The sequence below is a fragment of the Rossellomorea orangium genome, assembly GCF_019334305.1.
GTDB lineage: Bacteria > Bacillota > Bacilli > Bacillales > Bacillaceae_B > Rossellomorea.
Genome location: NZ_JAHWGH010000008.1, coordinates 207,748 through 230,016, shown reverse-complemented (window position 1 = coordinate 230,016; position 22,269 = coordinate 207,748). Strand labels below are relative to the sequence as shown.

The 22,269-nt window shown below is 43.8% G+C and carries 23 protein-coding genes; 11 read left to right on the top strand and 12 right to left on the bottom strand.

The genetic code is table 11. The features are described 5' to 3' along the window. The 4 genes from adh to KYJ26_RS04685 form a co-directional block, all read right to left on the bottom strand. The gene (adh, locus tag KYJ26_RS04700) at window positions 1-1,521 is read right to left on the bottom strand and encodes an aldehyde dehydrogenase (RefSeq protein ID WP_219166247.1); all 1,521 of its coding nucleotides are present in this window, start codon (window positions 1,519-1,521) and stop codon (window positions 1-3) included. A gap of 193 nt (window positions 1,522-1,714) precedes the next feature. Next, the gene (locus KYJ26_RS04695; RefSeq protein WP_219166246.1) at window positions 1,715-2,272 is read right to left on the bottom strand and encodes an MEDS domain-containing protein; all 558 of its coding nucleotides are present in this window, start codon (window positions 2,270-2,272) and stop codon (window positions 1,715-1,717) included. Window positions 2,273-2,419: 147 nt separating this feature from the next. Next, on the bottom strand, window positions 2,420-2,836 hold the full coding sequence (yugI, locus tag KYJ26_RS04690) for a S1 domain-containing post-transcriptional regulator GSP13 (protein WP_206856724.1): 417 nt from the start codon (window positions 2,834-2,836) through the stop codon (window positions 2,420-2,422). A 327-nt stretch (window positions 2,837-3,163) separates the two neighbouring features. Then, window positions 3,164-3,451 carry a spore morphogenesis/germination protein YwcE gene (locus tag KYJ26_RS04685; protein WP_219166245.1) on the bottom strand — a complete coding sequence of 96 codons (288 nt, stop codon included), beginning with the start codon at window positions 3,449-3,451 and terminating at the stop codon, window positions 3,164-3,166. Window positions 3,452-3,791: 340 nt separating this feature from the next. On the opposite strand from KYJ26_RS04685, the gene KYJ26_RS04680 reads away from it, so the two are divergent. Together KYJ26_RS04680 and KYJ26_RS04675 are read left to right on the top strand one after the other, a co-directional pair. Continuing rightward, the gene (locus KYJ26_RS04680) at window positions 3,792-5,120 is read left to right on the top strand and encodes a sodium-dependent transporter (protein WP_219166244.1); all 1,329 of its coding nucleotides are present in this window, start codon (window positions 3,792-3,794) and stop codon (window positions 5,118-5,120) included. A 139-nt stretch (window positions 5,121-5,259) separates the two neighbouring features. Continuing rightward, window positions 5,260-5,631 carry a helix-turn-helix domain-containing protein gene (locus KYJ26_RS04675; RefSeq protein WP_219166243.1) on the top strand — a complete coding sequence of 124 codons (372 nt, stop codon included), beginning with the start codon at window positions 5,260-5,262 and terminating at the stop codon, window positions 5,629-5,631. Window positions 5,632-5,814: 183 nt separating this feature from the next. Here KYJ26_RS04675 and KYJ26_RS04670 read toward each other — a convergent pair whose 3' ends face one another. Together KYJ26_RS04670 and KYJ26_RS04665 are read right to left on the bottom strand one after the other, a co-directional pair. Beyond that, window positions 5,815-6,984 carry an aminotransferase gene (locus tag KYJ26_RS04670; protein WP_219166242.1) on the bottom strand — a complete coding sequence of 390 codons (1,170 nt, stop codon included), beginning with the start codon at window positions 6,982-6,984 and terminating at the stop codon, window positions 5,815-5,817. After that, window positions 6,981-7,481 (bottom strand): Lrp/AsnC family transcriptional regulator, encoded by a 501-nt coding sequence (locus KYJ26_RS04665; RefSeq protein WP_219166241.1) that lies wholly within the window; start codon window positions 7,479-7,481, stop codon window positions 6,981-6,983. The genes KYJ26_RS04670 and KYJ26_RS04665 overlap by 4 nt, the downstream gene beginning before the upstream one ends. 185 nt (window positions 7,482-7,666) lie before the next feature. Between KYJ26_RS04665 and KYJ26_RS04660 the strand changes: the two genes are divergently transcribed. Then, the gene (locus KYJ26_RS04660) at window positions 7,667-8,575 is read left to right on the top strand and encodes an alpha/beta fold hydrolase (protein ID WP_219166240.1); all 909 of its coding nucleotides are present in this window, start codon (window positions 7,667-7,669) and stop codon (window positions 8,573-8,575) included. Between the two features lie 127 nt (window positions 8,576-8,702). Next, window positions 8,703-9,869 (top strand): MalY/PatB family protein, encoded by a 1,167-nt coding sequence (locus tag KYJ26_RS04655; RefSeq protein WP_308807542.1) that lies wholly within the window; start codon window positions 8,703-8,705, stop codon window positions 9,867-9,869. Window positions 9,870-9,919: 50 nt separating this feature from the next. Here KYJ26_RS04655 and KYJ26_RS04650 read toward each other — a convergent pair whose 3' ends face one another. The 3 genes from KYJ26_RS04650 to KYJ26_RS04640 all read right to left on the bottom strand — a co-directional run bounded on the left by KYJ26_RS04650 (window position 9,920) and on the right by KYJ26_RS04640 (window position 11,562). After that, on the bottom strand, window positions 9,920-10,447 hold the full coding sequence (locus tag KYJ26_RS04650) for a superoxide dismutase family protein (RefSeq protein WP_219166238.1): 528 nt from the start codon (window positions 10,445-10,447) through the stop codon (window positions 9,920-9,922). A 140-nt stretch (window positions 10,448-10,587) separates the two neighbouring features. Continuing rightward, a complete protein-coding gene (locus KYJ26_RS04645; protein WP_219166237.1) occupies window positions 10,588-10,788 on the bottom strand; it encodes a hypothetical protein in 201 nt (66 codons plus the stop codon). Between the two features lie 183 nt (window positions 10,789-10,971). Beyond that, complete coding sequence (locus KYJ26_RS04640; RefSeq protein ID WP_257474899.1) at window positions 10,972-11,562, bottom strand: peptidylprolyl isomerase; 591 nt, start codon at window positions 11,560-11,562, stop codon at window positions 10,972-10,974. 243 nt (window positions 11,563-11,805) lie between these two features. Between KYJ26_RS04640 and kapB the strand changes: the two genes are divergently transcribed. Next, the gene (kapB, locus tag KYJ26_RS04635) at window positions 11,806-12,204 is read left to right on the top strand and encodes a kinase-associated lipoprotein KapB (protein ID WP_219166235.1); all 399 of its coding nucleotides are present in this window, start codon (window positions 11,806-11,808) and stop codon (window positions 12,202-12,204) included. A 49-nt stretch (window positions 12,205-12,253) separates the two neighbouring features. Here the strand turns inward: kapB and kapD are convergent, their stop codons facing one another. Beyond that, window positions 12,254-12,874: a 3'-5' exonuclease KapD gene (kapD, locus tag KYJ26_RS04630; RefSeq protein ID WP_219166234.1), complete on the bottom strand. Its 621-nt coding sequence runs from the start codon at window positions 12,872-12,874 to the stop codon at window positions 12,254-12,256. A 311-nt stretch (window positions 12,875-13,185) separates the two neighbouring features. Between kapD and KYJ26_RS04625 the strand changes: the two genes are divergently transcribed. Next, complete coding sequence (locus KYJ26_RS04625) at window positions 13,186-14,397, top strand: MFS transporter (protein ID WP_219166356.1); 1,212 nt, start codon at window positions 13,186-13,188, stop codon at window positions 14,395-14,397. Window positions 14,398-14,413: 16 nt separating this feature from the next. After that, window positions 14,414-16,261 (top strand): transglycosylase domain-containing protein, encoded by a 1,848-nt coding sequence (locus KYJ26_RS04620; protein ID WP_219166233.1) that lies wholly within the window; start codon window positions 14,414-14,416, stop codon window positions 16,259-16,261. A 54-nt stretch (window positions 16,262-16,315) separates the two neighbouring features. Here KYJ26_RS04620 and KYJ26_RS04615 read toward each other — a convergent pair whose 3' ends face one another. Then, window positions 16,316-16,891 (bottom strand): DUF5366 family protein, encoded by a 576-nt coding sequence (locus KYJ26_RS04615; protein WP_219166232.1) that lies wholly within the window; start codon window positions 16,889-16,891, stop codon window positions 16,316-16,318. A gap of 161 nt (window positions 16,892-17,052) precedes the next feature. After that, on the bottom strand, window positions 17,053-17,310 hold the full coding sequence (locus KYJ26_RS04610; protein ID WP_219166231.1) for a hypothetical protein: 258 nt from the start codon (window positions 17,308-17,310) through the stop codon (window positions 17,053-17,055). A 305-nt stretch (window positions 17,311-17,615) separates the two neighbouring features. Here KYJ26_RS04610 and KYJ26_RS04605 point away from each other — a divergent pair, with 305 nt between their 5' ends. The 4 genes from KYJ26_RS04605 to KYJ26_RS04590 are packed head-to-tail and all read left to right on the top strand — an operon-like array spanning window position 17,616 to window position 22,267. Beyond that, window positions 17,616-20,021 carry a Na+/H+ antiporter subunit A gene (locus KYJ26_RS04605; protein ID WP_219166230.1) on the top strand — a complete coding sequence of 802 codons (2,406 nt, stop codon included), beginning with the start codon at window positions 17,616-17,618 and terminating at the stop codon, window positions 20,019-20,021. Continuing rightward, on the top strand, window positions 20,018-20,452 hold the full coding sequence (locus KYJ26_RS04600; RefSeq protein ID WP_219166229.1) for a Na(+)/H(+) antiporter subunit B: 435 nt from the start codon (window positions 20,018-20,020) through the stop codon (window positions 20,450-20,452). The genes KYJ26_RS04605 and KYJ26_RS04600 overlap by 4 nt, the downstream gene beginning before the upstream one ends. Further along, window positions 20,452-20,793, top strand: coding sequence for a Na(+)/H(+) antiporter subunit C (locus KYJ26_RS04595; protein ID WP_219166228.1), 342 nt, complete (start codon window positions 20,452-20,454; stop codon window positions 20,791-20,793). Before KYJ26_RS04600 ends, KYJ26_RS04595 begins: the two co-directional genes overlap by 1 nt. Continuing rightward, a complete protein-coding gene (locus KYJ26_RS04590; protein ID WP_219166227.1) occupies window positions 20,786-22,267 on the top strand; it encodes a Na+/H+ antiporter subunit D in 1,482 nt (493 codons plus the stop codon). Before KYJ26_RS04595 ends, KYJ26_RS04590 begins: the two co-directional genes overlap by 8 nt. Window positions 22,268-22,269: the final 2 nt, after the last annotated feature.

Below are 22,269 nucleotides of genomic sequence, written 5' to 3'. Positions count from 1 at the left end.
TTAGAAGAATCCTAACGCTTTAGGACTATAGCTGACTAGTAAATTCTTCGTTTGTTGATAGTGTGATAGCATCATTTTATGATTTTCACGACCGATTCCGGACATTTTGTAGCCACCGAATGCAGCATGTGCCGGGTATTGGTGATAGCAGTTGGTCCATACCCGTCCTGCCTGAACCTCTCTACCGAAACGGTAAGCCGTGTTCATATCCCGTGTCCATACTCCTGCTCCGAGTCCATAAAGAGTATCATTGGCGATTTCAAGTGCTTCCTCTTTCGTTTTGAATGTTGTAACAGAAACAACCGGACCAAAGATTTCTTCCTGGAAAATCCGCATTTTGTTGTTTCCTTTGAATACCGTCGGCTTCACATAGAAACCTGTTTCATGATCCCCATCCAGGGTATTTTGCTCACCGCCGATAAGTAATTCTGCACCTTCTTCTTTTCCGATTTCGATATAAGAGAGAATCTTATCCAATTGTTCTTGAGAAGCCTGGGCACCGAGCATTGTATCTGTATCCAACGGATTCCCCTGTTTAATTTGCTTCACACGTTCGATTGCGCGCTCCATGAACTTATCGTAGATCGATTCCTGAATCAGTGCTCTTGAAGGACATGTACACACTTCTCCTTGATTCAGCGCAAACATGACGAAACCTTCCACTGCCTTATCAAGGAAGTCATCATCATGATCCATGACGTCTTCAAAGAAGATATTAGGTGATTTACCACCAAGCTCCAATGTGACAGGGATGATGTTCTGAGAAGCATATTGCATGATCAGACGCCCTGTTGTCGTTTCACCCGTGAAGGCTACTTTACCGACACGCTTACTTTGAGCAAGAGGTTTACCTGCTTCCACGCCAAACCCTTGTACAACATTCAATACACCTTTAGGCAGCAGGTCTTCTATCAATTCAACAAGAACCATGATGGAAGCTGGTGTCTGCTCTGCCGGCTTCAATACCACGCAGTTTCCTGCAGCAAGGGCCGGGGCAATCTTCCATACCCCCATCAGAATCGGGAAGTTCCAAGGGATGATCTGTGCAACAACTCCTATCGGCTCATGGAAGTGATAAGAAACCGTATCATTATCAATTTCTCCTAAGGATCCTTCCTGGCCTCTGATGCATCCTGCGAAGTAACGGAAATGGTCAACCGCTAACGGTAAATCTGCCGCCATGGTTTCACGGACAGGCTTTCCATTATCCCATGTTTCAGCTACAGCAAGCATTTCCAGATTTTCTTCTATACGGTCGGCAATTTTATTTAAAATATTTGACCTTTCAGCTACAGAAGTTTTTCCCCATGCGTCCTTGGCAGCATGCGCTGCATCCAATGCCTTTTCAACATCTTCTTTGTTTGAACGGGCGATTTTTGTGAACACCTTCCCCGTTACAGGTGATACATTTTCAAAATATTCCCCGCTTGCCGGCGGTACATATTCCCCACCGATAAAGTTTTCATATTTGTCTTTGAAGTGTACCAATGACCCTTCCGTGTTCGGATTATTATAAAGCATCTAAGTCCCTCCTGTTTTTATGTATCTCTTATTAGTTAAGCGCTTTCATTTCCATTATAGGACATCAGGGAGGTACGGACAAGTTTATTGTATAAATATTCTTTATTTTTAGTTAATTAATCGCAAAATGCTCCATGAATGGACAATATTTTTTCATAAAAAAAGATGACCCTATTTAAGGATCATCTTTCTTTCACTGACTGTATACGACCGAAGATAAAATATCATAGTCGGACATCAGATGGCCGTGATTTTTCTTTAAGGATTCTGCCAGTCGCTCTGGCATTTTCTCTGAGTCGTAAGCACAGACGACAGTCAGTTTGAGCTCATGGACCACCCGGTCGGTTTCGTTCTCGAACCAATCAACGATTGAGCATGGGTCTTCCAACGCCCCCCATTCCACATTTGTCCATGATCTAAATGCAATCCCTTTTTCGATAAAGGGTGTGATTGTCTTCATCAGTTGCTCATAGATAGCTGGGGGATGATAACTTCCACTGGATTGATAAAAGTCGAAGTTGCTGACAGAGTGGACCTTTTCTAATTGATCTCCCGTTAATCGACTGCTTAGCTCTTTACGTAATACATTCATGTTTCTCTCGTTCTCTATTAAAATGACGTGTTCTCCCGATTCAATCCCTTCCAGAATGTAGGTTATAGTATTTTCCAGATACTTCTCCCTATCCTGATAGGCATAAAGCACATGAGTACATTCATTACCCTCTATTAGTTCACTTATCTTCTCTTTCAATTCTTGCCACCTCCCCATTCCTCTTTCTATAGAACTTATTCGATACTATATTGGTAAAATCCTCTATTATATAAGGAATCCATTGGAATGTAAGGAGCATGTAATAAAAAAAACTGCCCATTGGATGGGCAGTTTTTGATTGGGTTATTATTTTTTGATTAGATCTTCACGTTCTGATTGTTCGATCCACTCTTCAAGCTTGTCTTTAAGTGTGTTGAAACCTGCTGGAGTTGTTTCTTCGTTCGCTTGTTTCACACTTCCTTGACCTTGACGGCGAGGCTTTTTCGCTGCTGCAGGTTTTGCTTGAGGTGCTGCTGGAGCTTCCTCTGTAGCACGGATAGAAAGGCTGATTTTACCAGCTGCTTCGTCCACTGATAATACTTTAACCTTTACTTCGTCGCCTACTGAAAGGTGCTCACTAACATCTTTAACGAATCCGTGAGTGATTTCAGAGATGTGAACTAATCCTTGTGTTTCTTCGTCAAGTGCAACGAATGCACCGTATGGTTGAATGCCTGTAACTTTACCTGTTACAACAGAGCCTGTTTCGAATTTTGTAGTCATGGTAACACTCCTAGTATATATATTATTTTTCGTCTTTACACGCAATTGTAGATTATATCATAGAATCACAATTTCGGCAAAGATATATTCTTTACCTGCTATGAACATCCTATCGTGGTCTATAATTGCATTCTCACTAGTTATGCTTCCCCAATATCCACATTATTAAAACAGTGTTAATACAGCATTCATCAGGATTTTCAGGCAAATCTCTCTTTTTTAAATATAGCCTCGAACTAACGATTTCTATATCATCTTCAATTATGTAATATTTTCCATTATCTTTAATCCAAAAAAAAGCCCAACCCAATACCAAATGGGCTGGACTTAAAAATCCCTGACAGTCTTTGATCTTTTTTTCTTTTGTCTTTGAATGAAAGGGACGGCATATAACATGAAGGCTGCGATATGGGCGAAAGCAAGGTTTGCGACAAAAAGCCCCCAAAGGGTTACATGTCCCCAGCCACCGAGTTCAGGTACGGCTACATAGTAGATAAATACTGACCATAACGCTATAACGAATGGGATGTGAAGAACAGCCCATTTACGATGCTCGACCCAAAGAAATAGCGGTGTTGCCGTTGCGACGAATAGGTATACAAGAAAGACATCCATTTCCATTCCTCCAATTCTTTAGTAAACGCTTTCAATTATGGCGAAAAAAAGAATAATTTGTGAACGTTTTGTTACAATTAGTATACTACATCTTGAGAAAATTTCCAGCCTATTTAACATCTTTTTGACTACTTTTCTAAAAATTAGTTAAAAAGTAATGAAATGAAGCGTTTTCACACATAATAATTGGAAAACTAAAACTACTGTTTACATACCTTCCCTTATTTCATTCGTTTCCTATCCTTTACCCCATTTATTGAAAATTAAAAAATCCGGTGTACAGGGCATCTAAAACATAGTACGATTGAAAAATCTTATTTTTTGAGAGGAGGATATTATTATGGCCAAGAAAGATCAATGGACTTCTAAGATTGGATTTATTCTGGCAGCGGCAGGTTCTGCCATCGGCCTCGGCGCCATCTGGAAATTCCCTTATATGGCCGGTGCGAATGGCGGGGGTGTTTTCTTCTTGCTCTTTATTCTATTTACTGTCTTAATCGGTGCCCCCATTCTTCTCGCTGAGTTTGTCATCGGAAGGCGCGCAGGAGCAGATGCTGTCACTTCATATAAAATACTGGCCCCGAATTCGAAATGGCACTGGATCGGATACTTGGGAACAGTGGTATCGTTTATCATCCTATCCTTTTACAGTGTGGTTGGCGGATGGATTCTTTCTTATTTAGGAAGAAGTGTGACCGGTTCCCTGATCGGCAAGACGCAACAACAATATGGGGCGTTATTTGAAAGTATCATAGCGAACCCTAAGGAAGTGCTGATTGCACAGTTTGCCTTCATCGTCATGACCGTTCTTGTCGTACAAGGCGGCATTCAAAAAGGCATCGAACGTGCAAGTCGCTATATGATGCCGGCATTATTCATCCTATTTATCATTTTAGTGATCAGGTCCCTAACGCTTGAAGGAGCGATGGAAGGTGTCCGCTTCCTGTTACTTCCTGATTGGAGTTATTTGAATGGAGAGACGGTGTTACTTGCTCTCGGACAGGCATTCTTTGCATTGACCGTGGGTCTGTCCGTCATGGTGACATATGCCTCTTATCTGTCGAAGAATGACAGTATGCCAAGGTCTGCCATCAGTGTGTCAGGTCTGAATATCTTTATCTCGTTACTTGCAGGATTGGTCATTTTTCCGGCTGTATATGCACTGGGCTTTCAACCCGATGAAGGTCCCGGGATTGCTTTTGTCGTCCTTCCTGCCGTTTTCAATGAAATTGCGTTCGGTGGCATATTCTTAACTGTGTTTCTAGTCCTGTTACTCTTTGCCACACTGACCTCTGCTTTTTCCATTCTTGAGATTGGGGTCGCTGCCCTTTCCAAAGGAAATCAGAAGAAACGGATGCCCTTTACATGGCTGATCGGGATCCTTGTATTCATCGCAGGCATACCAAGTGCCCTTTCATTTGGTGTATTCAATGAATTCCTGATCGGCGGGAAGAACTTCTTTGACTTTGCCGATTATATAACGAGCAACTTTGGTTTACCGATCGGCGCACTGCTCATCTCAATATTTGTATCCTATCGTTTAAAACGCGAAGACGTCTGGAACGAACTACAATCGGGTTCGTCCATTTCAGAAGGTCTCTTCAACAGCTGGATCTTCCTTCTGCGCTACATCGTGCCGGTCGCCATCTTACTTGTTTTCTTATCGTGATTGCTGGTCCGTCCCTCAAAATAGAGGGACGGACCTCTTATTTATGTAACATTTTGTTCACGGATTTCCGGGCTAATTTTTTCCATATGGTGATAAAATATAGATATAAGAAAGGTAATTTATGAGGAGGGACTTTGGTATGTCACATTTTGGTGAGAATCTGAAAAGGGTAAGAGAAGAGCGGAAATTGTCTCGACAGGAGCTTGCTTTACGAGCACGATTGGGAACGAAAACGATTGAGAAATATGAGTCTGATCTGCAGATCCCTGATACACAAACGATCCTTAAACTTTCTACCGTTCTTGATATCCCCGCTTCCGAGCTCATGGAACGAGAAGTGAAAGAGCATCCTCCAGCAGGGGTAGATTCAGAGATTGAACAGCTGATTAAAGAAATCGGTACGAAGCGGACAAAGCTTATCCTTCGTAAAGCCAAAGAATTCACGGAAGAAGATTTTCTGCGGGTGATGCAGATGTTATACGAATTGAAATACGAAAAAACCGAGTCATAAAAAATTTTCCTGAAATGATGTATAAAAAGAAAATAAAGCGGTCATACTGAAAATAAGCTTTCTAAGTATTCCCCCTTTTGTTTTCATTTGTTGGACGATCATTAGGATCGTCCTATTTTTTTGCCTTCATAAGGGCGCGGGGCATCCATCGTGAATGGATGCCCCGCGCCTCTTTATTTTCGTTTAACTGTGATTCTGCACAAACCGCTTCATCCGTTTCACGGCTTCCTGCAGCTGTTCCATGCTTGAAGCATATGAACAGCGGATATAACCTTCCCCGCCCTTGCCAAATACATTGCCGGGCACTACCGCTACTTTCTCTTCCATAAGAAGTTTCTCTGCAAATTCCTCTGAAGACATCCCTGTTTTCTGGATGGAAGGAAATGCATAGAATGCTCCCCCCGGTGTATGACAGGTTAACCCACATTCGTTCAGGGAATCGACGAAATAGTGACGGCGATGACGGTAGCTCCTCTTCATTTCCATTACATCGTCCATTCCTTTATCCAGTGCCTCGACTGCAGCGTATTGAGCAGGTGTGGACGCACACATCATCGCGTACTGATGGATCTTCAATAGGGATGATGCGATTTCTTCAGGTGCACATATATACCCGAGTCTCCAACCTGTCATGGCAAACCCTTTCGAGAAACCGTTGATGAGAATGGTTCTGTTTCTCATGCCATCTAAAGAAGCAATCGATACATGGTGATGATCATAGGCAAGTTCGGAATAAATTTCATCCGAGAAGACGACGAGATCATGCTCTTTGATTACCGTAGCAAGACGCTCTAAATCCTCCCTTTCAAGGACCGTCCCCGTTGGATTATTAGGCGAGCAAAGCAGTACAGCCTTTGTCCGCGGTGTAATGGCTGCTTCCAGTTCTTCAGCCGTGACCTTGAAGCCATTTTCCGCCTTGGTTTCCACCGTTACAGGTACTCCCCCTGCCAATTGCACAAGAGGTACGTACGAGACGAATCCCGGCTCCACTACAATGACTTCATCCCCCGGATCAATGATTGCACGCATACTGATATCGAGTGCTTGTGAGGCACCGACCGTCACGATGATTTCCGTTTTCGGGTCATAGTCGACGGCGTACCCATTTTTCATATACCGGCCGATCTTTTCTCTCAGCTCCAGAAGTCCTGCGTTCGCTGTATAGGAGGTATACCCCTGCTCTAATGAGAGAATGGCTGCTTCCCGCACCGTCCAGGATGTAATGAAATCCGGCTCTCCTACACCGAGTGAAATGACCCCTTCCATATTGGCTGCAAGGTCGAAGAATTTTCTGATTCCAGAAGGCTTCAAGTTTTTCACGGATTGAGCTATGTACGATGTCTTCGTTGTCATGGTGACACCACGATTCTTCTATCTTCTCCATGATCCCCGAAGATCGTTCCATCATGCTTGTACTTCTTCAATTGGAAATGGGTGGTTGTCGATAAAACAGAATCCAAAGTAGACAGCTTTTCTGACACAAACGTTGCTACTTCATGCATGGATCGGCCTTCAACCGTCACAGATAGATCATACGCACCAGACATCAAGTAAACGCTTTTCACTTCTTTATAACGATAAATACGATGGGCCACCTCATCAAAACCGACACCCCTTTTTGGAGCGACCTTCACATCAATCATCGCCGTAACTCCTTCATGTCCTTCCACCTTTGACCAGTCGACTACAGAACTGTATCTGACAAGTACATTTCCTTTTTCGAGTTTCTCGATCATCTCCTCGATATCTTCAGTCGATACTTGAAGCATTTTCCCTAGATCCTCAGTAGGTATCCTGGCATCCTTTTGTAAAATCCTTAGTAAATCAAGCTCTATTTCTCTCAGTTGCATTCTTCTTCCTCCTCATCGCCACTAAATGGTTTCATTATATCAGAAGTCACGTATATGAAAAGAGCCATCATGAAGGTTATTTTCCCCTTTCCTTACACAGGATATGTTACAACTTTCAATTCAGGGTGTTAAATGCAAAAATACGGGTAAAATACATGTAAACTAACAGAGAGGAGTGACGAAGTATGCAAGCATCCGATTTCGCAAAAGTGGTACAGGTGAATGGTGCCAATGTTTATTTTGAACATCACCAGCATCCCACTGCCTCAGAAACCTTCGTCCTTCTTCATGGATTTCTTTCATCAACCTTCAGCTTTAGACGGCTTACCCCTCTATTGAAAGAGAATTATAATGTCATTTCCATCGATCTCCCTCCCTTTGGGAACAGCGAGAAGAACAATCGTTTTATCTACTCCTATGACAACCTGGCGAATACAGTCATCGCCTTATTGGACCACCTCAATGTAAGTAACATTCATTTAACAGGTCACTCCATGGGTGGTCAGATTGCTTTGAACGTAATGAAAAAAGCACCAACACTTGTCGAAAAAGGTGTCCTTCTTTGCAGTTCGGGCTATCTCAAAAAAATGAATTGGCCGGTAACAATGTTGAGTCACATCCCCTTTTTCCACCTTTATGTAAAACTGTGGCTAACACGGTCAGGCGTTCGAAATAATCTTGAAAATGTGGTACATGATTCTACAATGATTGACGATGAAATGATGTTTGGGTATTTGAAACCCTTTCTTGAGGATGATATTTTCAAGGCCTTAACGAGGATGATTCGAGATCGTGAAGGAGATTTGTCAGTCAATGAGCTGAGGAACATCCAAACTCCCTGCCTTCTCATTTGGGGAGAGCATGACAGGGTGGTGCCTCTATCGACGGGACACAGACTGAAGCAAGATATCCCGGACTCAAAACTCGTTGTGTTAAAAGAGACGGGACATCTTGTCCCTGAAGAAAAGCCAATGGAAGTATTGGGACATATACATGAATTTGTCTCTTCGACAGTAAACGACCTTTCAAATGATACTCATACAGAGCCTATCTTTCAAAAAGGACTTTCCCAAACGCTCATTTCCGAAACGTAGGGGGAAGTCCCTTTTCTGTTCATTCGTCCAATCCTAGAAGGATAATCGATAAACATATCATTTTCATCTTTTTTATTTACATCATATGATAATAGGAGCAACTACATAAATGAAAGGGGAACATACGGTGAGTAAATTCGAAGAAATCATTGACCGGAAAGGGTCCTCCTCGGTTAAGTGGGACCTTACGAAGACAGTGTTTGGTAAAGAAGATGTCCTTCCCATGTGGGTGGCAGATATGGATTTCCTTCCGCCACAAAACGTATTGGAAGCCCTTGAAACCAGACTGAAGCATGGAATTTTTGGTTACACCTTTGTTGGAGATAAGACAGCAACGAGCATCAAAGATTGGTTACAAAAGCGCCACGGCTGGCAAATTGAAACGTCCTGGCTACAATACAGCCCAGGGGTCGTTCCTGCCATTTCAACCATCATCCAGGCTCTTACCATCCCAGGGGACAAAGTGCTCGTTCAATCACCAGTGTATACCCCATTTTTCAATTTGGTGGAAGATAACGGACGGGAAATTGTAAATGCTCAATTGGATTATCATGATGGAAGCTATTCCATCGACTATCAAGCATTCGAAGAATCCCTTCAAACCGGCGTGAAACTCTTTCTCCTCTGCAACCCCCACAATCCAAGCGGACGGGTGTGGAAGAAGGAAGAACTGACGAAGATGGCTGAACTATGTCACAAGCACGATGTGGTGATTGTGTCCGATGAAATTCATTCCGATTTGGTTTATAAAAGTCATTCCCATATTCCACTGGCATCTCTACATGAAACATACAGAGATAGGACGATTACCTGTATTGCACCAAGCAAGACCTTCAACCTTGCCGGACTACAGGCTTCTGCGATGATTACCTCCAACCCAGATATTCGTGAGGAAATTGCTTCCGTTCATAAGAAACAGGGGTTCTTTACCCTCAACACATTTGGAATTATCGGTATGGAAGCCGCTTATCGCCATGGAGAGCAATGGCTGGAGGAAATCCTCGAGTATTTGCAGGAAAATGTAAAAGTGACAGCTGCATTCATAGAAGAACACCTTCCCGGGTTGAAGCTTGTAAATCCGGAAGGCACCTATTTACTATGGATTGATTGCACAAAATTGAACCTATCCGATGAAGAGCTAAAGAGTCGCCTGCTGGATCAAGGGAAACTCGCCTTAGAACCAGGCACGAAGTACGGTCCTGGAGGAGAAGGATTTGTTCGTATGAATATCGCTTGTCCACGGGAGACCCTTATGGATGGGCTTGAAAGATTAAAGGTCGCTCTCGGTTCATAACCAAAAAATGTACCAGGTACACTTCAACGCTTGTGTACCTGGTACATTTTTTATTTCTTATCACTCTTTATCACGCCGCATGCAATGCGCTTCCCAGAATCCCCTGAAGGCTGCGTCATTCCATCGTCCTTGTTTTCGTCAATTACCAGCGAAGTACCCTCTTTTGTGAACAGGGATGTTTTCCCTTTGGATAGTGTCACCGTTGAAGCCATAAGTGTCACCTTCACGGTCCCATCTTCCCCTACTATAAGATTGGGCAAATCCCCACCATGAGCCCCTTCAGGGTGAAGAAGTCCATGCTTTTTATCATCCGGATTAAAATGATTCCCCGCCGATGCGAAATCAGGCCGCTTGCAAACCCCTTTTTCATGTATATGGATACCATGTTCACCCTGAGGCAGCCCCTCAAGATCCAATCCTATTTCCACCCCGTCGGATTGCTCCTGCAGGGTAGCTTTCCCTAAAGAATCACCGTTTTCATTTTTCATTTCAACTTCGACCTTTTTAGGATTCTCAATGGCACACCCACTCGCAAGGACCATGATCATGATCATATATAATAGTGATACTCTTTTCATATCGCCTTTTCCTCCATATCTGAATGCTCTTTCACCATTGTTGACTCCCAGGGTAAAAAATATTCCTATTTTAGTGAAGAGCCGTTGTATGAAGAAAGTCGAGCAAACAAAAACACGCTCCAAGGCGTGTTCTGAATTCGTTATTCTGTTCTTTTCTGGACCCGGGCTTCCTCTTCCAATCTTTTGGTCTTCAATTCTTCGCGCTTTGAAATTTTCTGGATGATCCGGAAGGTTACAAGGGCAGCGACCATGAAGATGGCCATCGTGATGCCGGCGGGGATATATTCGGACTTATCTTCAGGAAAGTAGAGAAATAAGTTTAATACAAATGAAGTAAGCATAGTAAGCTCCTTTCAAAAAACAACTCTTTGTCCATTATAACAACACTGCAACGAACAAACCAACTCTCATTTGCCCCTTTTTTAACGATTTAATGAACGGTTATCCGACAATTTCCGAGGAAATACTCTTTTATTTTCTACAATAAAAAGAGCTGTGGAACAGGTTCCACAGCTCTTCGACGATTATTTTACAACTTTGATGCTTTCAATCACAACATCTTCTTTCGGAAGGTCGTTTGCACCAACTTCAACGTTTGCGATTTTATCTACAATGTCCATACCTTCCACCACTTGCCCGAACACAGTGTGCTTCTGGTCAAGCCAAGGTGTCCCGCCGTTTTCCATATAGGCGTCGATGATTTCTGCCGGAAATCCTGCAGATTTCATTTGATCTTCCAATTGAGGATCGATGTCACTTTTCTGCACGATGAAGAATTGACTTCCATTCGTATCAGGGCCGGCATTCGCCATAGAAAGGGCACCGCGAAGATTGAATAATTCCGGTGAAAATTCATCTTCGAATGACTCACCATAGATACTCTCTCCACCCGTACCGTTCCCATTAGGGTCTCCGCCCTGGATCATAAAGTCTTTGATGACACGGTGGAATTTCAATCCGTCATAATAACCATCTTTACTATGAGTGATGAAGTTTTCCACGGTTTTAGGGGCCTGTTCCGGGAAAAGCTTGATTTTGATCGTTCCCATAGATGTTTTCATTTCCACTAATTTTTCGTTTTCAGCAACTTCTGTTGTAAGCTGAGGATATGTCATGTTTTCATCTCCTTTGGTTTCTTCTGCAGTCTTCTGACTCTTGTCTTCTTTTGGCTGTTCTTTTGTGGTATCTCCCTTTTCTGTTTGTCCACAAGAGGCAAGAACTAAACCCAGGAGACATAGGGTGACGATCATTAAACGCTTCATATATGTACCTCCACATGTTACCTTTATAGTAGTAAATTACAAAGTGCCAATCTGTACTCATTATAATAGAGTTTGATGCAATAGAGGAGGCTTTTTATGAAAAACATTGAAATTGGTGATTATGTCACAGCTTTTTATAAAACCGGGAAGTATGTAGGAGAAGTCACAGGAGAGCGTCCTGGTGTCTATGTAGTACGGATCCTCGCTGTCTTAAAGCATCCGAGACAAGGAGACTTGCACAACCCAAAGGAAGTGGACGTACCTTTATTTCATGAACGAAAGGCCCTCGCCCACGGTGAGCGTGCCAACATCCCAGAGAAAACGGTCAAACCATATGAAGGGGAGATCCCTGATTACAATGCATCATTGATCGATTCCTACACGGCATTAAAGGACGAACTGGAACAGGCCGCTTCTCTCCATGCAAGAAAAAGCCTTGAAACACTTCAATCCATCCAAAGGGAATACGAACTGATGTATAACCTGACATTTTAAATCAAGACGAGGGACGGACCTTCATGTTGAAGGTCCGTCCCTCGTCTTGTCATGCGAGCTGGTTATAGAATTTGGAGAGGTCGATTCGATCACCGATGGTGGTGGGTTCGGCTTTATCGAGGTATTTTTTGTCCTTTTCTACGAGGTTGTAGATATGTTGGGTGGTGAGGGCGTCATCTAATGCTTTATGATGCTTTCCAACTCCCTCCCTCCCGTATTCCTGTACCGCTTTCCACAGGCCCGTTTGATTTTGATCACCAAAGAAGCGTTTGTATTCCATGGACAGATCCACGAATTGAGCTTGGAAAGGAAATGGAAGTCCTGACTGTACACAGTTATCACGCAGTACCTTCATATCCATATTTCCCCACGTCACTACCTTCGCGACTCCCGCGGCATTTAATCCGTTAAAATAATCAATCAGACATTGAAACGATATTCCTGAGTCCACTTCATTCTGGCTGATGGATAAAAATCGTTTACACCGGTTCGTTAATTTCGGAAACGCAGTCGGCCTCACATAAGAGGAAAACGTATCTGATACTTTCCCACTCTCTACCACCACTACCCCAGCTTCGATGATTTCAGGGAAGAAACCTTTGGGGACTCTATTTCGTTCAGGCATAGAAAACTCAAAATCTATAAACACCAGCTGTTCCGCTTTCGCCACTTAAACTCCCTCCTCAAAATGTAGATAAGACAAGACCCCAATTCATCTATAATAAAAGAATTTTTTCACGATGATGGCTGTATTTCATATTTTGCTTGCTTTCTCCAAACGGAGAACCGCCCGTTTAATGGATTGACGCACATTTACTCCATACTTCTTATTCTTACATTATATCATGTTACATCTGGAAATTATGACTGATTCCCTGTTTTCACGATGAATAAATGTGATTCGGTGGACTATGGAGCAAATCTTTAATAAAATGAATATTTAGGTATACGAAATAAAAAAACATACAGAAGGTGTTAACCATTTCAAACAAGAAGAAGAATCTGACAATCATGCTTATGGCCAATTTCTTAGTAGCGGCAAGTGCGACGATGGTGCTTCCCTTTTTATCTCTCTATATTGAAACCTTTGGCACTTATAGTCACGAATATGTGCAGCGCTGGTCAGGGTTTGTCTTCGGGGTAACGTTCTTGACCGCCTTCTTCATTTCCCCTTTATGGGGCCGGATCGGGGATCGTTTTGGATATAAGCCCATCCTGCTCATCACAGGATACGGGATTGCCACCTCCATTTTTCTCATGGGGTTTATGGATTCCGTATGGGGACTGTTCATTCTGCGGATGATGATGGGTGCGGTGACAGGCTTCATTCCTACATCCATGGCTCTGATCTCATCCCAGACCCCGAAGGAAGAAGCAGGACGGACACTCGGTACTCTCCAGATGGGGACAGTCTCAGGAGGACTATTCGGTCCAGTCATTGGTGGGCTTTTAGCTGATAATGTAGGGTTTTCCTACACATTCATCTTTACCTCCATCGCTATTGCTGTTGCTGCAACGGTCGTATTGGTAGGAATAAATGAGGAGCGAAGCAAGGAACAACGGGATCAACGGAACAAATATTCCAGTAAACAAGTCCTTCAGCATATCTTCAGCCATAAATTGCTCGTTACGGTGCTATTGCTGTCACTTATTATCCAAGTGGCGAACTTCAGCATACAGCCGCTCCTTGCCCTGTATGTAGATGAACTCACCTCTTCTAGTAATCTGGCATTCTTGGCGGGGATTGCCTTTTCGGCTACAGGTTTCGGGAATTTGATTGCAACGAGAAGATGGGGACAGCTCGGTGATGACATCGGCTATGAAAAGGTATTATCAATCCTTCTCGTTCTTGCCTCTATTTTCATCGTTCCACAGGCCCTGGCAGTTGAACTATGGCAGCTTGTCCTGTTCCGCTTCCTGTTCGGGATTGCCATCGGCGGTATGATTCCTTGCGTCACTGCGTATATTCGGCAGGAAGCACCCCTTAGCATGCAGGGGGAAGTCCTTGGATATAATCAAAGTTTCCGTTTTCTTGGGAATGTGATCGGGCCTGCATTTGGCGGTATCGTCTCCGGGTATATTGGCATTTCTTCCGTATTTTATGTAACAGGTGCTTTATTCTTGGGGGCATTTGGATTATTATGGTGGAGTATACGTCATTCTGGAACAACCAGCCATGTGAAAGATTACTAGAAAAGTAGAGTGAAATATGAGAGTTTTTGCAGGTTATATTACGGTGATCAGCTTTATGCTCATCTTTTTTACCACATTATTTTTTGCGACCGACGAATGGAATAAGGTACAAAGCTTTCAACAGGAATTGGAGCATGCCGTGAGCGCCGATACGGTCGATCTGAACCGCACCAGCCTTCTTCTCGACAAAGATGGCAGAGTGTTTTCAGAGGTGAATCGTCCTTATCGCCTCTATGTACCGGATGAAAAGATCCCTCCGTTTCTAAAGGATATCCTAGTCGCTTCAGAGGATCAGCATTTTTACGAGCACGTAGGTTTCGATGCAGGTGCCATCCTCCGGGCCGTTGTGAAAAATCTGGTGTTCACCCACATCCAGCAGGGAGGAAGCACCATCACACAGCAGCTGGCCCGGAATCTATATCTGGGTCAGGAAAAAACATACAATCGTAAATTGACAGAGTTATTCTACGCCCATGAAATTGAACAAACTTTATCAAAGGATGAAATTTTGGAATTATATATGAATGTGATTTATTTCAGTAATGGAGTATATGGGATCGAGACAGCTTCCCAATACTACTTTCAGAAGAGTGTCGCCGAGCTGAATCAAGCTGAGATGGCGTTTATCGCTTCAATTCCAAATAATCCGGGGAAATATGATCCCGTTGACCATTTCGATCAAACAAAAGTTCGTCAGGAACGACTGCTTGATATTCTTGTGAGTACGCAGAAATTATCCAAAGATGAAGCGGAGAAATTAAAGAAGGTACCAATCTCCCTGAATGTCCGTAAGAAAACCGACCTTTATCCTGATTATGCCTTTTATGTTGAGAATGAGTTAAAAGAACTGATCGCTCGGAATGAAGGTTATGTGCTAGACATGGCTAACGCTTCTTCTCCAGAGGAAAAGAAAAAAATCGGAGAGAAGCTCGATGATCGTTATCAAGAAGTGATTTCGTCCGGTGTCCGGATTCAAACAGCGTTGAACCCCGCTATTCAAAAAAAGAGCATCAGTGCTCTGAATGCACAGTTGAATATGGAACTGCAGGGGGCCACCGTCACCATCGACAACAAGACAAGGACCATCGTCGCCTTATCCGGAGGCAGGAACTACAAGAAGTACAACTTCAATCATGCGTTTCAGGCGTTCAGGCAACCCGGTTCAGCGATTAAGCCACTCCTTGTTTACGGTCCATATATCGAAAAGTTCAAGGCTGGCATCAATGATAAGGTGAACGCCAATCAGTATTGTGTAGGCGAATATTGTCCGATCAACTATGGTGGAGCCCAGCCGGGTACCGTAACATTACAACAATCCATGGCGCAGTCATATAACGGGTCGGCGGTTCGACTCATGGAAAAAGTCGGCGTTGAAAAAGCCTTCCAATTCATAGCCCCTTTTTCCTTTGAAAAGGTGATAAAAGAAGACAAAACCTACGCCGCTTCCATCGGTGGATTCACATATGGGATGAGCCCCCTGGAATTGACGGATGCCTATACCTCATTTATTGATGGGAACTACCAGGCGAGCCATGCCATCCTTCACGTAAAAGACAATAACGGTAAGATTCTTTATCAATGGAAGAATGAACCGAAGAAAGTATGGTCCGCAGACACCACATCTAAAATACGCAAAATGCTTAATGAAGGAGCCAAAACAGGCACCGGAAGAGCCGCTTACGTATCCAGGCCCTATGTTGGCATCAAAACCGGCACGACCAATAACTACCATGATTACTGGGTGATGGGCTTAAACGACACCCTTACGACAGGCGTATGGGTCGGCCACGATATCCCCCGTGATATGAGTGGTATCGAACAGCAGCGTCCAAGTCACAAAATATGGAAAAGTATTATGGAATGACCTCCTGATCCTTTTAAAAAAGAGTCTGCAGCAAATGCTGCAGACTCTTTTCCGTTATAATTTCACCTTCGACATGATCGGTAAACTTGCCATCACTCCGTTATAAAGCTTCAGAAACACAAAGAAAATCGTCAGAAACAACGATGACCATGAAAACACCTGCAGACTCACCACTCCGAAGATTCCCCATTTCGAGAGGGACGGACTTATTTTATACACAAAGTAGATAAAATAGGCTACGGAACTTATGGCAAAGATGATAGATAAACCGAGAAAAGACTTTAAACTCAGGACAGAAACCAGGCCACCCAAAAAATAAATCATGGACCCTGAACGAACAAGATTGTATAACTCGCCATCCGAATCAGTCGCAAAGAACAGCATGGAGACGCCATTGATTGTCTCAGCAATCAGTTTAAGAGCAGCAAACACCATGAAAAAGGCAACCATCAACAAGATCAAGATGGCCAGCTTAAGCTGAATTTCTGATAAAAACTCCCGCATCCCGGGATAAACCCCGATTTTCTTAAATACATCAACGAATACTTCCACAGCATATACGGAGAAAGTAAGGCTGAATAATAAGATTGAAAAAAGAGGCAGATAACTTGTTAAGTATGTATTTTTCAATTAAAACTCTCCCATAACGATTCTTCATCACTCTCATCATAATCGTTTATGGGAATCTTGAAAAGGGTATAGAAACAGAAGGAACAATGACAATATGCCTATCCCGACTTATCGCCCATAAACACGAAAATGTCCTTTCTCTATTGGAAGAAAGGACATCCTTATTGCTGAAATTGCGAATGAGGAACGACTCTGATGTACTCTCTTGACCCGAACGGTTGCCTTCCGCGGATGGGTTCTTTCGTCAACTCTTCTTCCACTTCCTCTGTCTCACCATATTGCACCGGCGTAATATTCATACTCGTCGGATCTTCGGTTTCAATGATACCGCGATTAAACCGATCCTCGGTTTCAACCAGCCATGCAAAGCCAAAAAAAGCAAAAAATATGGTCGTAACCGCTACTGTTTTCTTTTTCATAACTTCACCACCTTATGGATAGGATTCACCAAATTGACCGAAACTATTCTGTAAGTGTCCGGACAAACGGATAAAATCCAACAAATTTTTCATTGTACATTTCCGTCTGTCTTCATATTTAATACTTCTTGAAAGTTGTGATATGAATGGGATGCTGAGTAATGCAAGCATTTATTTTTTACGTTATAATGCTTTTTAGGGTTCAGCTTCGGTCAAGGTTTTGTAGAATGTTGCCAGTTTATGAACAGTGTTGGCATATAGACCATGCTTGAGAATAAATGAATTTGATATGAGGGGGGTTTTACATGACTTTATTACATTGGGCAATCGTATCGCCTTTTTTATTTGCGATACTCATTCCATTTCTGTATAAAGCGTTTCGGAATGTACATACCGGCTGGTTCGTACTATTGTTGCCAGTAGCTTTATTTACGTACTTTTTTCAATTCATCTCCATTACGAAAGCTGGGGATACCGTCAAGGAAACCTTGGAGTGGATGCCTTCCTTCGGGATCAACTTCATCGCCTATGTCGATGGGCTCGGATTACTGTTTGCCATGCTCATCACGGGGATCGGTTCACTGGTTGTCCTTTACTCGATTTATTACTTAGATAAGAAGAAGGAGCAATTACATAACTTTTATGTGTACTTAATGATGTTCATGGGAGCGATGCTTGGTGTTGTTCTATCAGACAACTTGATCGTTCTATATATGTTTTGGGAATTTACGTCCATTTCTTCATTCTTATTGATCGGTTACTGGTATCACCGGGAGCGTTCACGTTACGGCGCACAAAAATCCATGCTTATTACGGTATTTGGCGGACTGAGTATGCTTGGTGGATTCCTGCTGCTCTATCTGATGGGCGGAACCTTCAGCATCAGGGAATTAGTCATGCAGGCTGATCAGCTCATGACACAGGCACTATTCCTTCCTGCATTGCTTTTAGTACTGTTGGGGGCTTTCACGAAATCTGCTCAGTTCCCGTTTCACATCTGGCTGCCTGATGCCATGGAAGCACCTACACCGGTCAGTGCGTATCTGCATTCTGCAACGATGGTAAAAGCCGGGATCTACTTAGTTGCCCGCTTGAGTCCTGTTTTCGCGGAATCCAGCGTTTGGTTATGGCTTGTTGGCGGTGTCGGGATCTTCACTTTATTCTGGGGTTCCTTCAATGCCGTGAAACAAACGGATTTAAAAGGGATCCTTGCATTCTCCACCGTCAGTCAACTCGGTCTCATCATGTCCTTGTTGGGAGTGGGGGCTGCGGCTCTTCACTACACAGAGCTGGATACGAACATCTATATGGTGGCAACACTCGCAGCTGTATTTCATTTGATCAACCATGCAACGTTTAAAGGAAGTTTATTCATGGTCGTGGGAATCATCGATCATGAAACAGGTACCCGGGATATCCGGAAACTTGGCGGGCTGATGAACTTCATGCCCATCACGTTCACCATTGCCATCATCGGAGCCTTCTCCATGGCAGGACTTCCTCCATTCAACGGCTTCCTTTCCAAAGAAATGTTCTTTACGGGAATGGTCAGGGTCCTTGAAATGGATATCTTCAACTTAGATACATTCGGGATGATCTTCCCGCTTCTTGCCTGGGTAGGAAGTGTGTTCACGTTTATCTACAGCATGATCCTGGTTTTCAAAACCTTTACAGGGAAGCACCAGCCCGAGAAGCTGGAAAAGAAACCTCATGAAGCGCCTCTCGGCATGTTGATTTCACCGATCATCCTGGCTTCACTGGTCATCATATTCGGTTTCTTTCCGAATATCCTGTCAGAACGGATCATTGCGCCGGCAGTGGCTGCCATCACTCCGAGTCTGATTCAGGAAGGACATGCCGTTGAAACACATATTTCATTCTGGCATGGATTTACACCCGAGTTATTCATGACGCTTGGTGTTATACTTTTTGGAATCCTTTTGTATCTCCTGCTTCCTTCTTGGAAAAAGGTATACACATGGATCCCTGAGCGCATGACGCTGAACTCTTTCTATGATGGAGGGTTGATCAGGAGCGAACGCGGTGCCAAAAACTTTACGAGCGGCTATATGACAGGGTTCATTCGAACTTACCTGGTATACATCTTCTCGTTTTTGATTGCCATTTCCCTTTTTGCCCTATGGTTTAAAGGCGCTTTCACCATCAATACGGAAGAACTGGCTCCGGTCGGGGTGTATGAAATTGCCATCGCCCTTCTTCTCGTGATCAGTTCAGTTACAATACTGTTCGCGAAATCACGATTAACATCGATCATTTCTCTTGGAGCTGCAGGCTATACGGTTTCACTATTTTTCGTCTTATTCCGTGCACCGGATTTAGCACTGACACAACTGGTCATCGAAACCGTGTCAGTGGCCCTGTTCCTCCTTTGCTTCTATCACCTGCCTCAATTAAGCAGGCACGAAGAACGGATGAGGTTCAAACTGGGGAATGCTCTTATCTCCATCGGGGTAGGAGTGGTGGTCACTTTGTTTGCCATCTCGTCCTACAGTTCGAAGATGTTCGAATCCATTTCAAAATACTATATTGAAAATACCCATGATAAAGCCGGCGGGGAAAACATGGTCAACGTCATCCTCGTAGACTTCCGTGGGTTTGATACAATGTTTGAAATTTGCGTCCTTGCCATTGCGGCACTCGGCATATTCTCAATGATCAAATTGCGCCTTACAAGGAGGGATGAAGGATGAAAACAAAAGTAAAAACGAATGATGTCATCCTGCAAACCGTTACCAATGTGGTCGCATTCATCATCATCCTGTTCTCACTTCGACTCTTCTTCTCGGGTCACTACACTCCCGGGGGAGGATTCATCGGGGGCTTGATGACGTCGGGAGCCATTGTGTTACTGTTACTGGCTTATGATATCAAAACCGTCGCCACCATCTTACCGGTGGATTACAAAATCATCACGGCCATCGGTCTGTTATTCTCCGTGGCGACAGGGGCAGGGGCTTTATTATTCGATATCCCTTTCCTCACTCATGCATATGATTATTTTCACCTTCCCCTTTTAGGGAAGACATCATTGCATACAGCCGTGCTTTTTGACACCGGGGTGTACCTGGTTGTCATCGGGGTCACCATGACCATTATTCAAACGATTGGGGTGAGTGAATAATGGAAATCATTATGGCCGTTGTGGTCGGAGTCCTATTTACAAGCGCCGTATACTTAATGTTATCCAAGAGCTTACTCCGGATCATCATCGGGACAGCTCTATTAAGCCACGGTGCCCATTTATTGATCCTTTCTGTGAGTGGCCTTAAAGGGGGAGCCGCACCTCTTCTCGGGGAACATGCTAAAGACTATGTCGATCCCCTGCCCCAGGCATTGATCCTGACGGCGATCGTTATCAGTTTTGGAGTGACCGCTTTCTTCCTTGTTCTCGCTTATCGGGCATATCAGGAACTGGGCACGGATAATATGGATCAGATGAGAGGTAACGAAGGAAATGACTAACTTATTGATACTACCGATTCTAATCCCGTTATTCACGGCGATTATCTTAATGTTTATAAGCAAGTACGTGAAAGTGCAACGAGGGGTTTCAGTCCTGTCTACACTCCTCACCGTCGTAACATCCCTAGTATTGATCAATACGGTACACCAGGACGGAATCCAGACGGTTAATCTGGGGAGCTGGGTCGCCCCCTTTGGTATCACCCTTGTTTCGGATATGCTTTCGGCATTGCTCGTGACGACGACAAGCATCATTACGCTTGTTGTTCTGCTCTATTCGTTTAAGTCGATTGGAATTGAACGGGAAAGGTTCTACTACTACCCCGTCGTTCAATTCCTGCTCGTTGGCGTGAACGGCGCCTTTACGACGGGGGATATTTTCAACCTTTTCGTCTTTTTCGAAGTAATGCTGATGAGTTCATACGTCCTGTTGGTTCTGGGAGGAACGAAGGCGCAGCTGCGTGAAGGAATCAAATACATTCTCGTGAATGTCATTTCTTCCGCTTTGTTCGTCATCACCGTCGCATATTTGTATTCCGTTGTCGGAACACTCAACATGGCGGATATTTCAAGAAAGATAGCCGAAGTGGATCAGCCGGGTATCGTAACGGCGATTGCCATCCTGTTCCTATTGGTATTTGGTCTTAAGGGGGCGATCTTCCCTCTATACTTCTGGCTGCCGGGTTCTTACTATGCACCACCGACACCGGTTCTGGCGTTATTCGGAGCGTTGCTTACGAAAGTCGGGATCTATTCGATTCTACGAACATACACATTATTTTTCTATCATGATACCGGATTTACACATGAGATCCTCGCCATGCTTGCCATACTGACCATCGTCCTCGGCTGTATCGGCGCCATAGCCTATTGGGATGTTAAGAAGATCATCATCTATAACATCATCATTGCAGTGGGTGTGATCTTGTTCGGGGTATCAACCATGAACCCTGAAGCGTTAGAGGGTGCCATTTATTATCTTGTTCATGACATGATCATCAAAGCCGCTTTATTCCTTCTCGTCGGGGTCATGATTGCCATAACCGGCACAGCCAACTTAAAGAAAATGGGCGGATTGATCAAGGAATATCCTTGGCTGGGGTGGACGTTTCTCGTCGCTGCATTCTCCCTTGCGGGTATCCCCCCTTTAAGTGGATTTATCGGGAAGCTCTTAATTTTACGGGGAAGTTTTGCTGCAGAAGCCTATGTAGGAGCTGGTGTCGTTCTCGCATCGAGTCTGTTGGTCCTCTATTCAGTCATCAAGATCTTCCTGAATGGTATATGGGGAACCCCGAAGGAATATAAGGGGGCATCCAAAGGAGATGCGCGTTATCTATGGATGACTTCTGCCATACTTGTTGTGCTGGCCGTTTGTTATGGCCTTGGTGCAGAAGCGATGCGCCCTCTCTTCTCACAAGCAACCGAAGTACTGGTGAATCCGGAACTATATATAGACGCAGTGTTAAAGGAGTAATG

Excerpts from the sequence above, each read along its gene's own strand:
- adh (WP_219166247.1), bottom strand. The coding sequence starts at position 1,521 with ATGCTTTATAATAATCCGAACACGGAAGGGTCATTGGTACACTTCAAA.
- yugI (WP_206856724.1), bottom strand. The coding sequence starts at position 2,836 with ATGACTACAAAATTCGAAACAGGCTCTGTTGTAACAGGTAAAGTTACA.
- KYJ26_RS04685 (WP_219166245.1), bottom strand. The coding sequence starts at position 3,451 with ATGGATGTCTTTCTTGTATACCTATTCGTCGCAACGGCAACACCGCTA.
- KYJ26_RS04680 (WP_219166244.1), top strand. The coding sequence starts at position 3,792 with ATGGCCAAGAAAGATCAATGGACTTCTAAGATTGGATTTATTCTGGCA.
- KYJ26_RS04675 (WP_219166243.1), top strand. The coding sequence starts at position 5,260 with ATGTCACATTTTGGTGAGAATCTGAAAAGGGTAAGAGAAGAGCGGAAA.
- KYJ26_RS04670 (WP_219166242.1), bottom strand. The coding sequence starts at position 6,984 with ATGACAACGAAGACATCGTACATAGCTCAATCCGTGAAAAACTTGAAG.
- KYJ26_RS04665 (WP_219166241.1), bottom strand. The coding sequence starts at position 7,481 with ATGCAACTGAGAGAAATAGAGCTTGATTTACTAAGGATTTTACAAAAG.
- KYJ26_RS04660 (WP_219166240.1), top strand. The coding sequence starts at position 7,667 with ATGCAAGCATCCGATTTCGCAAAAGTGGTACAGGTGAATGGTGCCAAT.
- KYJ26_RS04650 (WP_219166238.1), bottom strand. The coding sequence starts at position 10,447 with ATGAAAAGAGTATCACTATTATATATGATCATGATCATGGTCCTTGCG.
- KYJ26_RS04645 (WP_219166237.1), bottom strand. The coding sequence starts at position 10,788 with ATGCTTACTTCATTTGTATTAAACTTATTTCTCTACTTTCCTGAAGAT.
- KYJ26_RS04640 (WP_257474899.1), bottom strand. The coding sequence starts at position 11,562 with ATGACATATCCTCAGCTTACAACAGAAGTTGCTGAAAACGAAAAATTA.
- kapB (WP_219166235.1), top strand. The coding sequence starts at position 11,806 with ATGAAAAACATTGAAATTGGTGATTATGTCACAGCTTTTTATAAAACC.
- KYJ26_RS04620 (WP_219166233.1), top strand. The coding sequence starts at position 14,414 with ATGAGAGTTTTTGCAGGTTATATTACGGTGATCAGCTTTATGCTCATC.
- KYJ26_RS04610 (WP_219166231.1), bottom strand. The coding sequence starts at position 17,310 with ATGAAAAAGAAAACAGTAGCGGTTACGACCATATTTTTTGCTTTTTTT.
- KYJ26_RS04605 (WP_219166230.1), top strand. The coding sequence starts at position 17,616 with ATGACTTTATTACATTGGGCAATCGTATCGCCTTTTTTATTTGCGATA.
- KYJ26_RS04600 (WP_219166229.1), top strand. The coding sequence starts at position 20,018 with ATGAAAACAAAAGTAAAAACGAATGATGTCATCCTGCAAACCGTTACC.
- KYJ26_RS04595 (WP_219166228.1), top strand. The coding sequence starts at position 20,452 with ATGGAAATCATTATGGCCGTTGTGGTCGGAGTCCTATTTACAAGCGCC.
- KYJ26_RS04590 (WP_219166227.1), top strand. The coding sequence starts at position 20,786 with ATGACTAACTTATTGATACTACCGATTCTAATCCCGTTATTCACGGCG.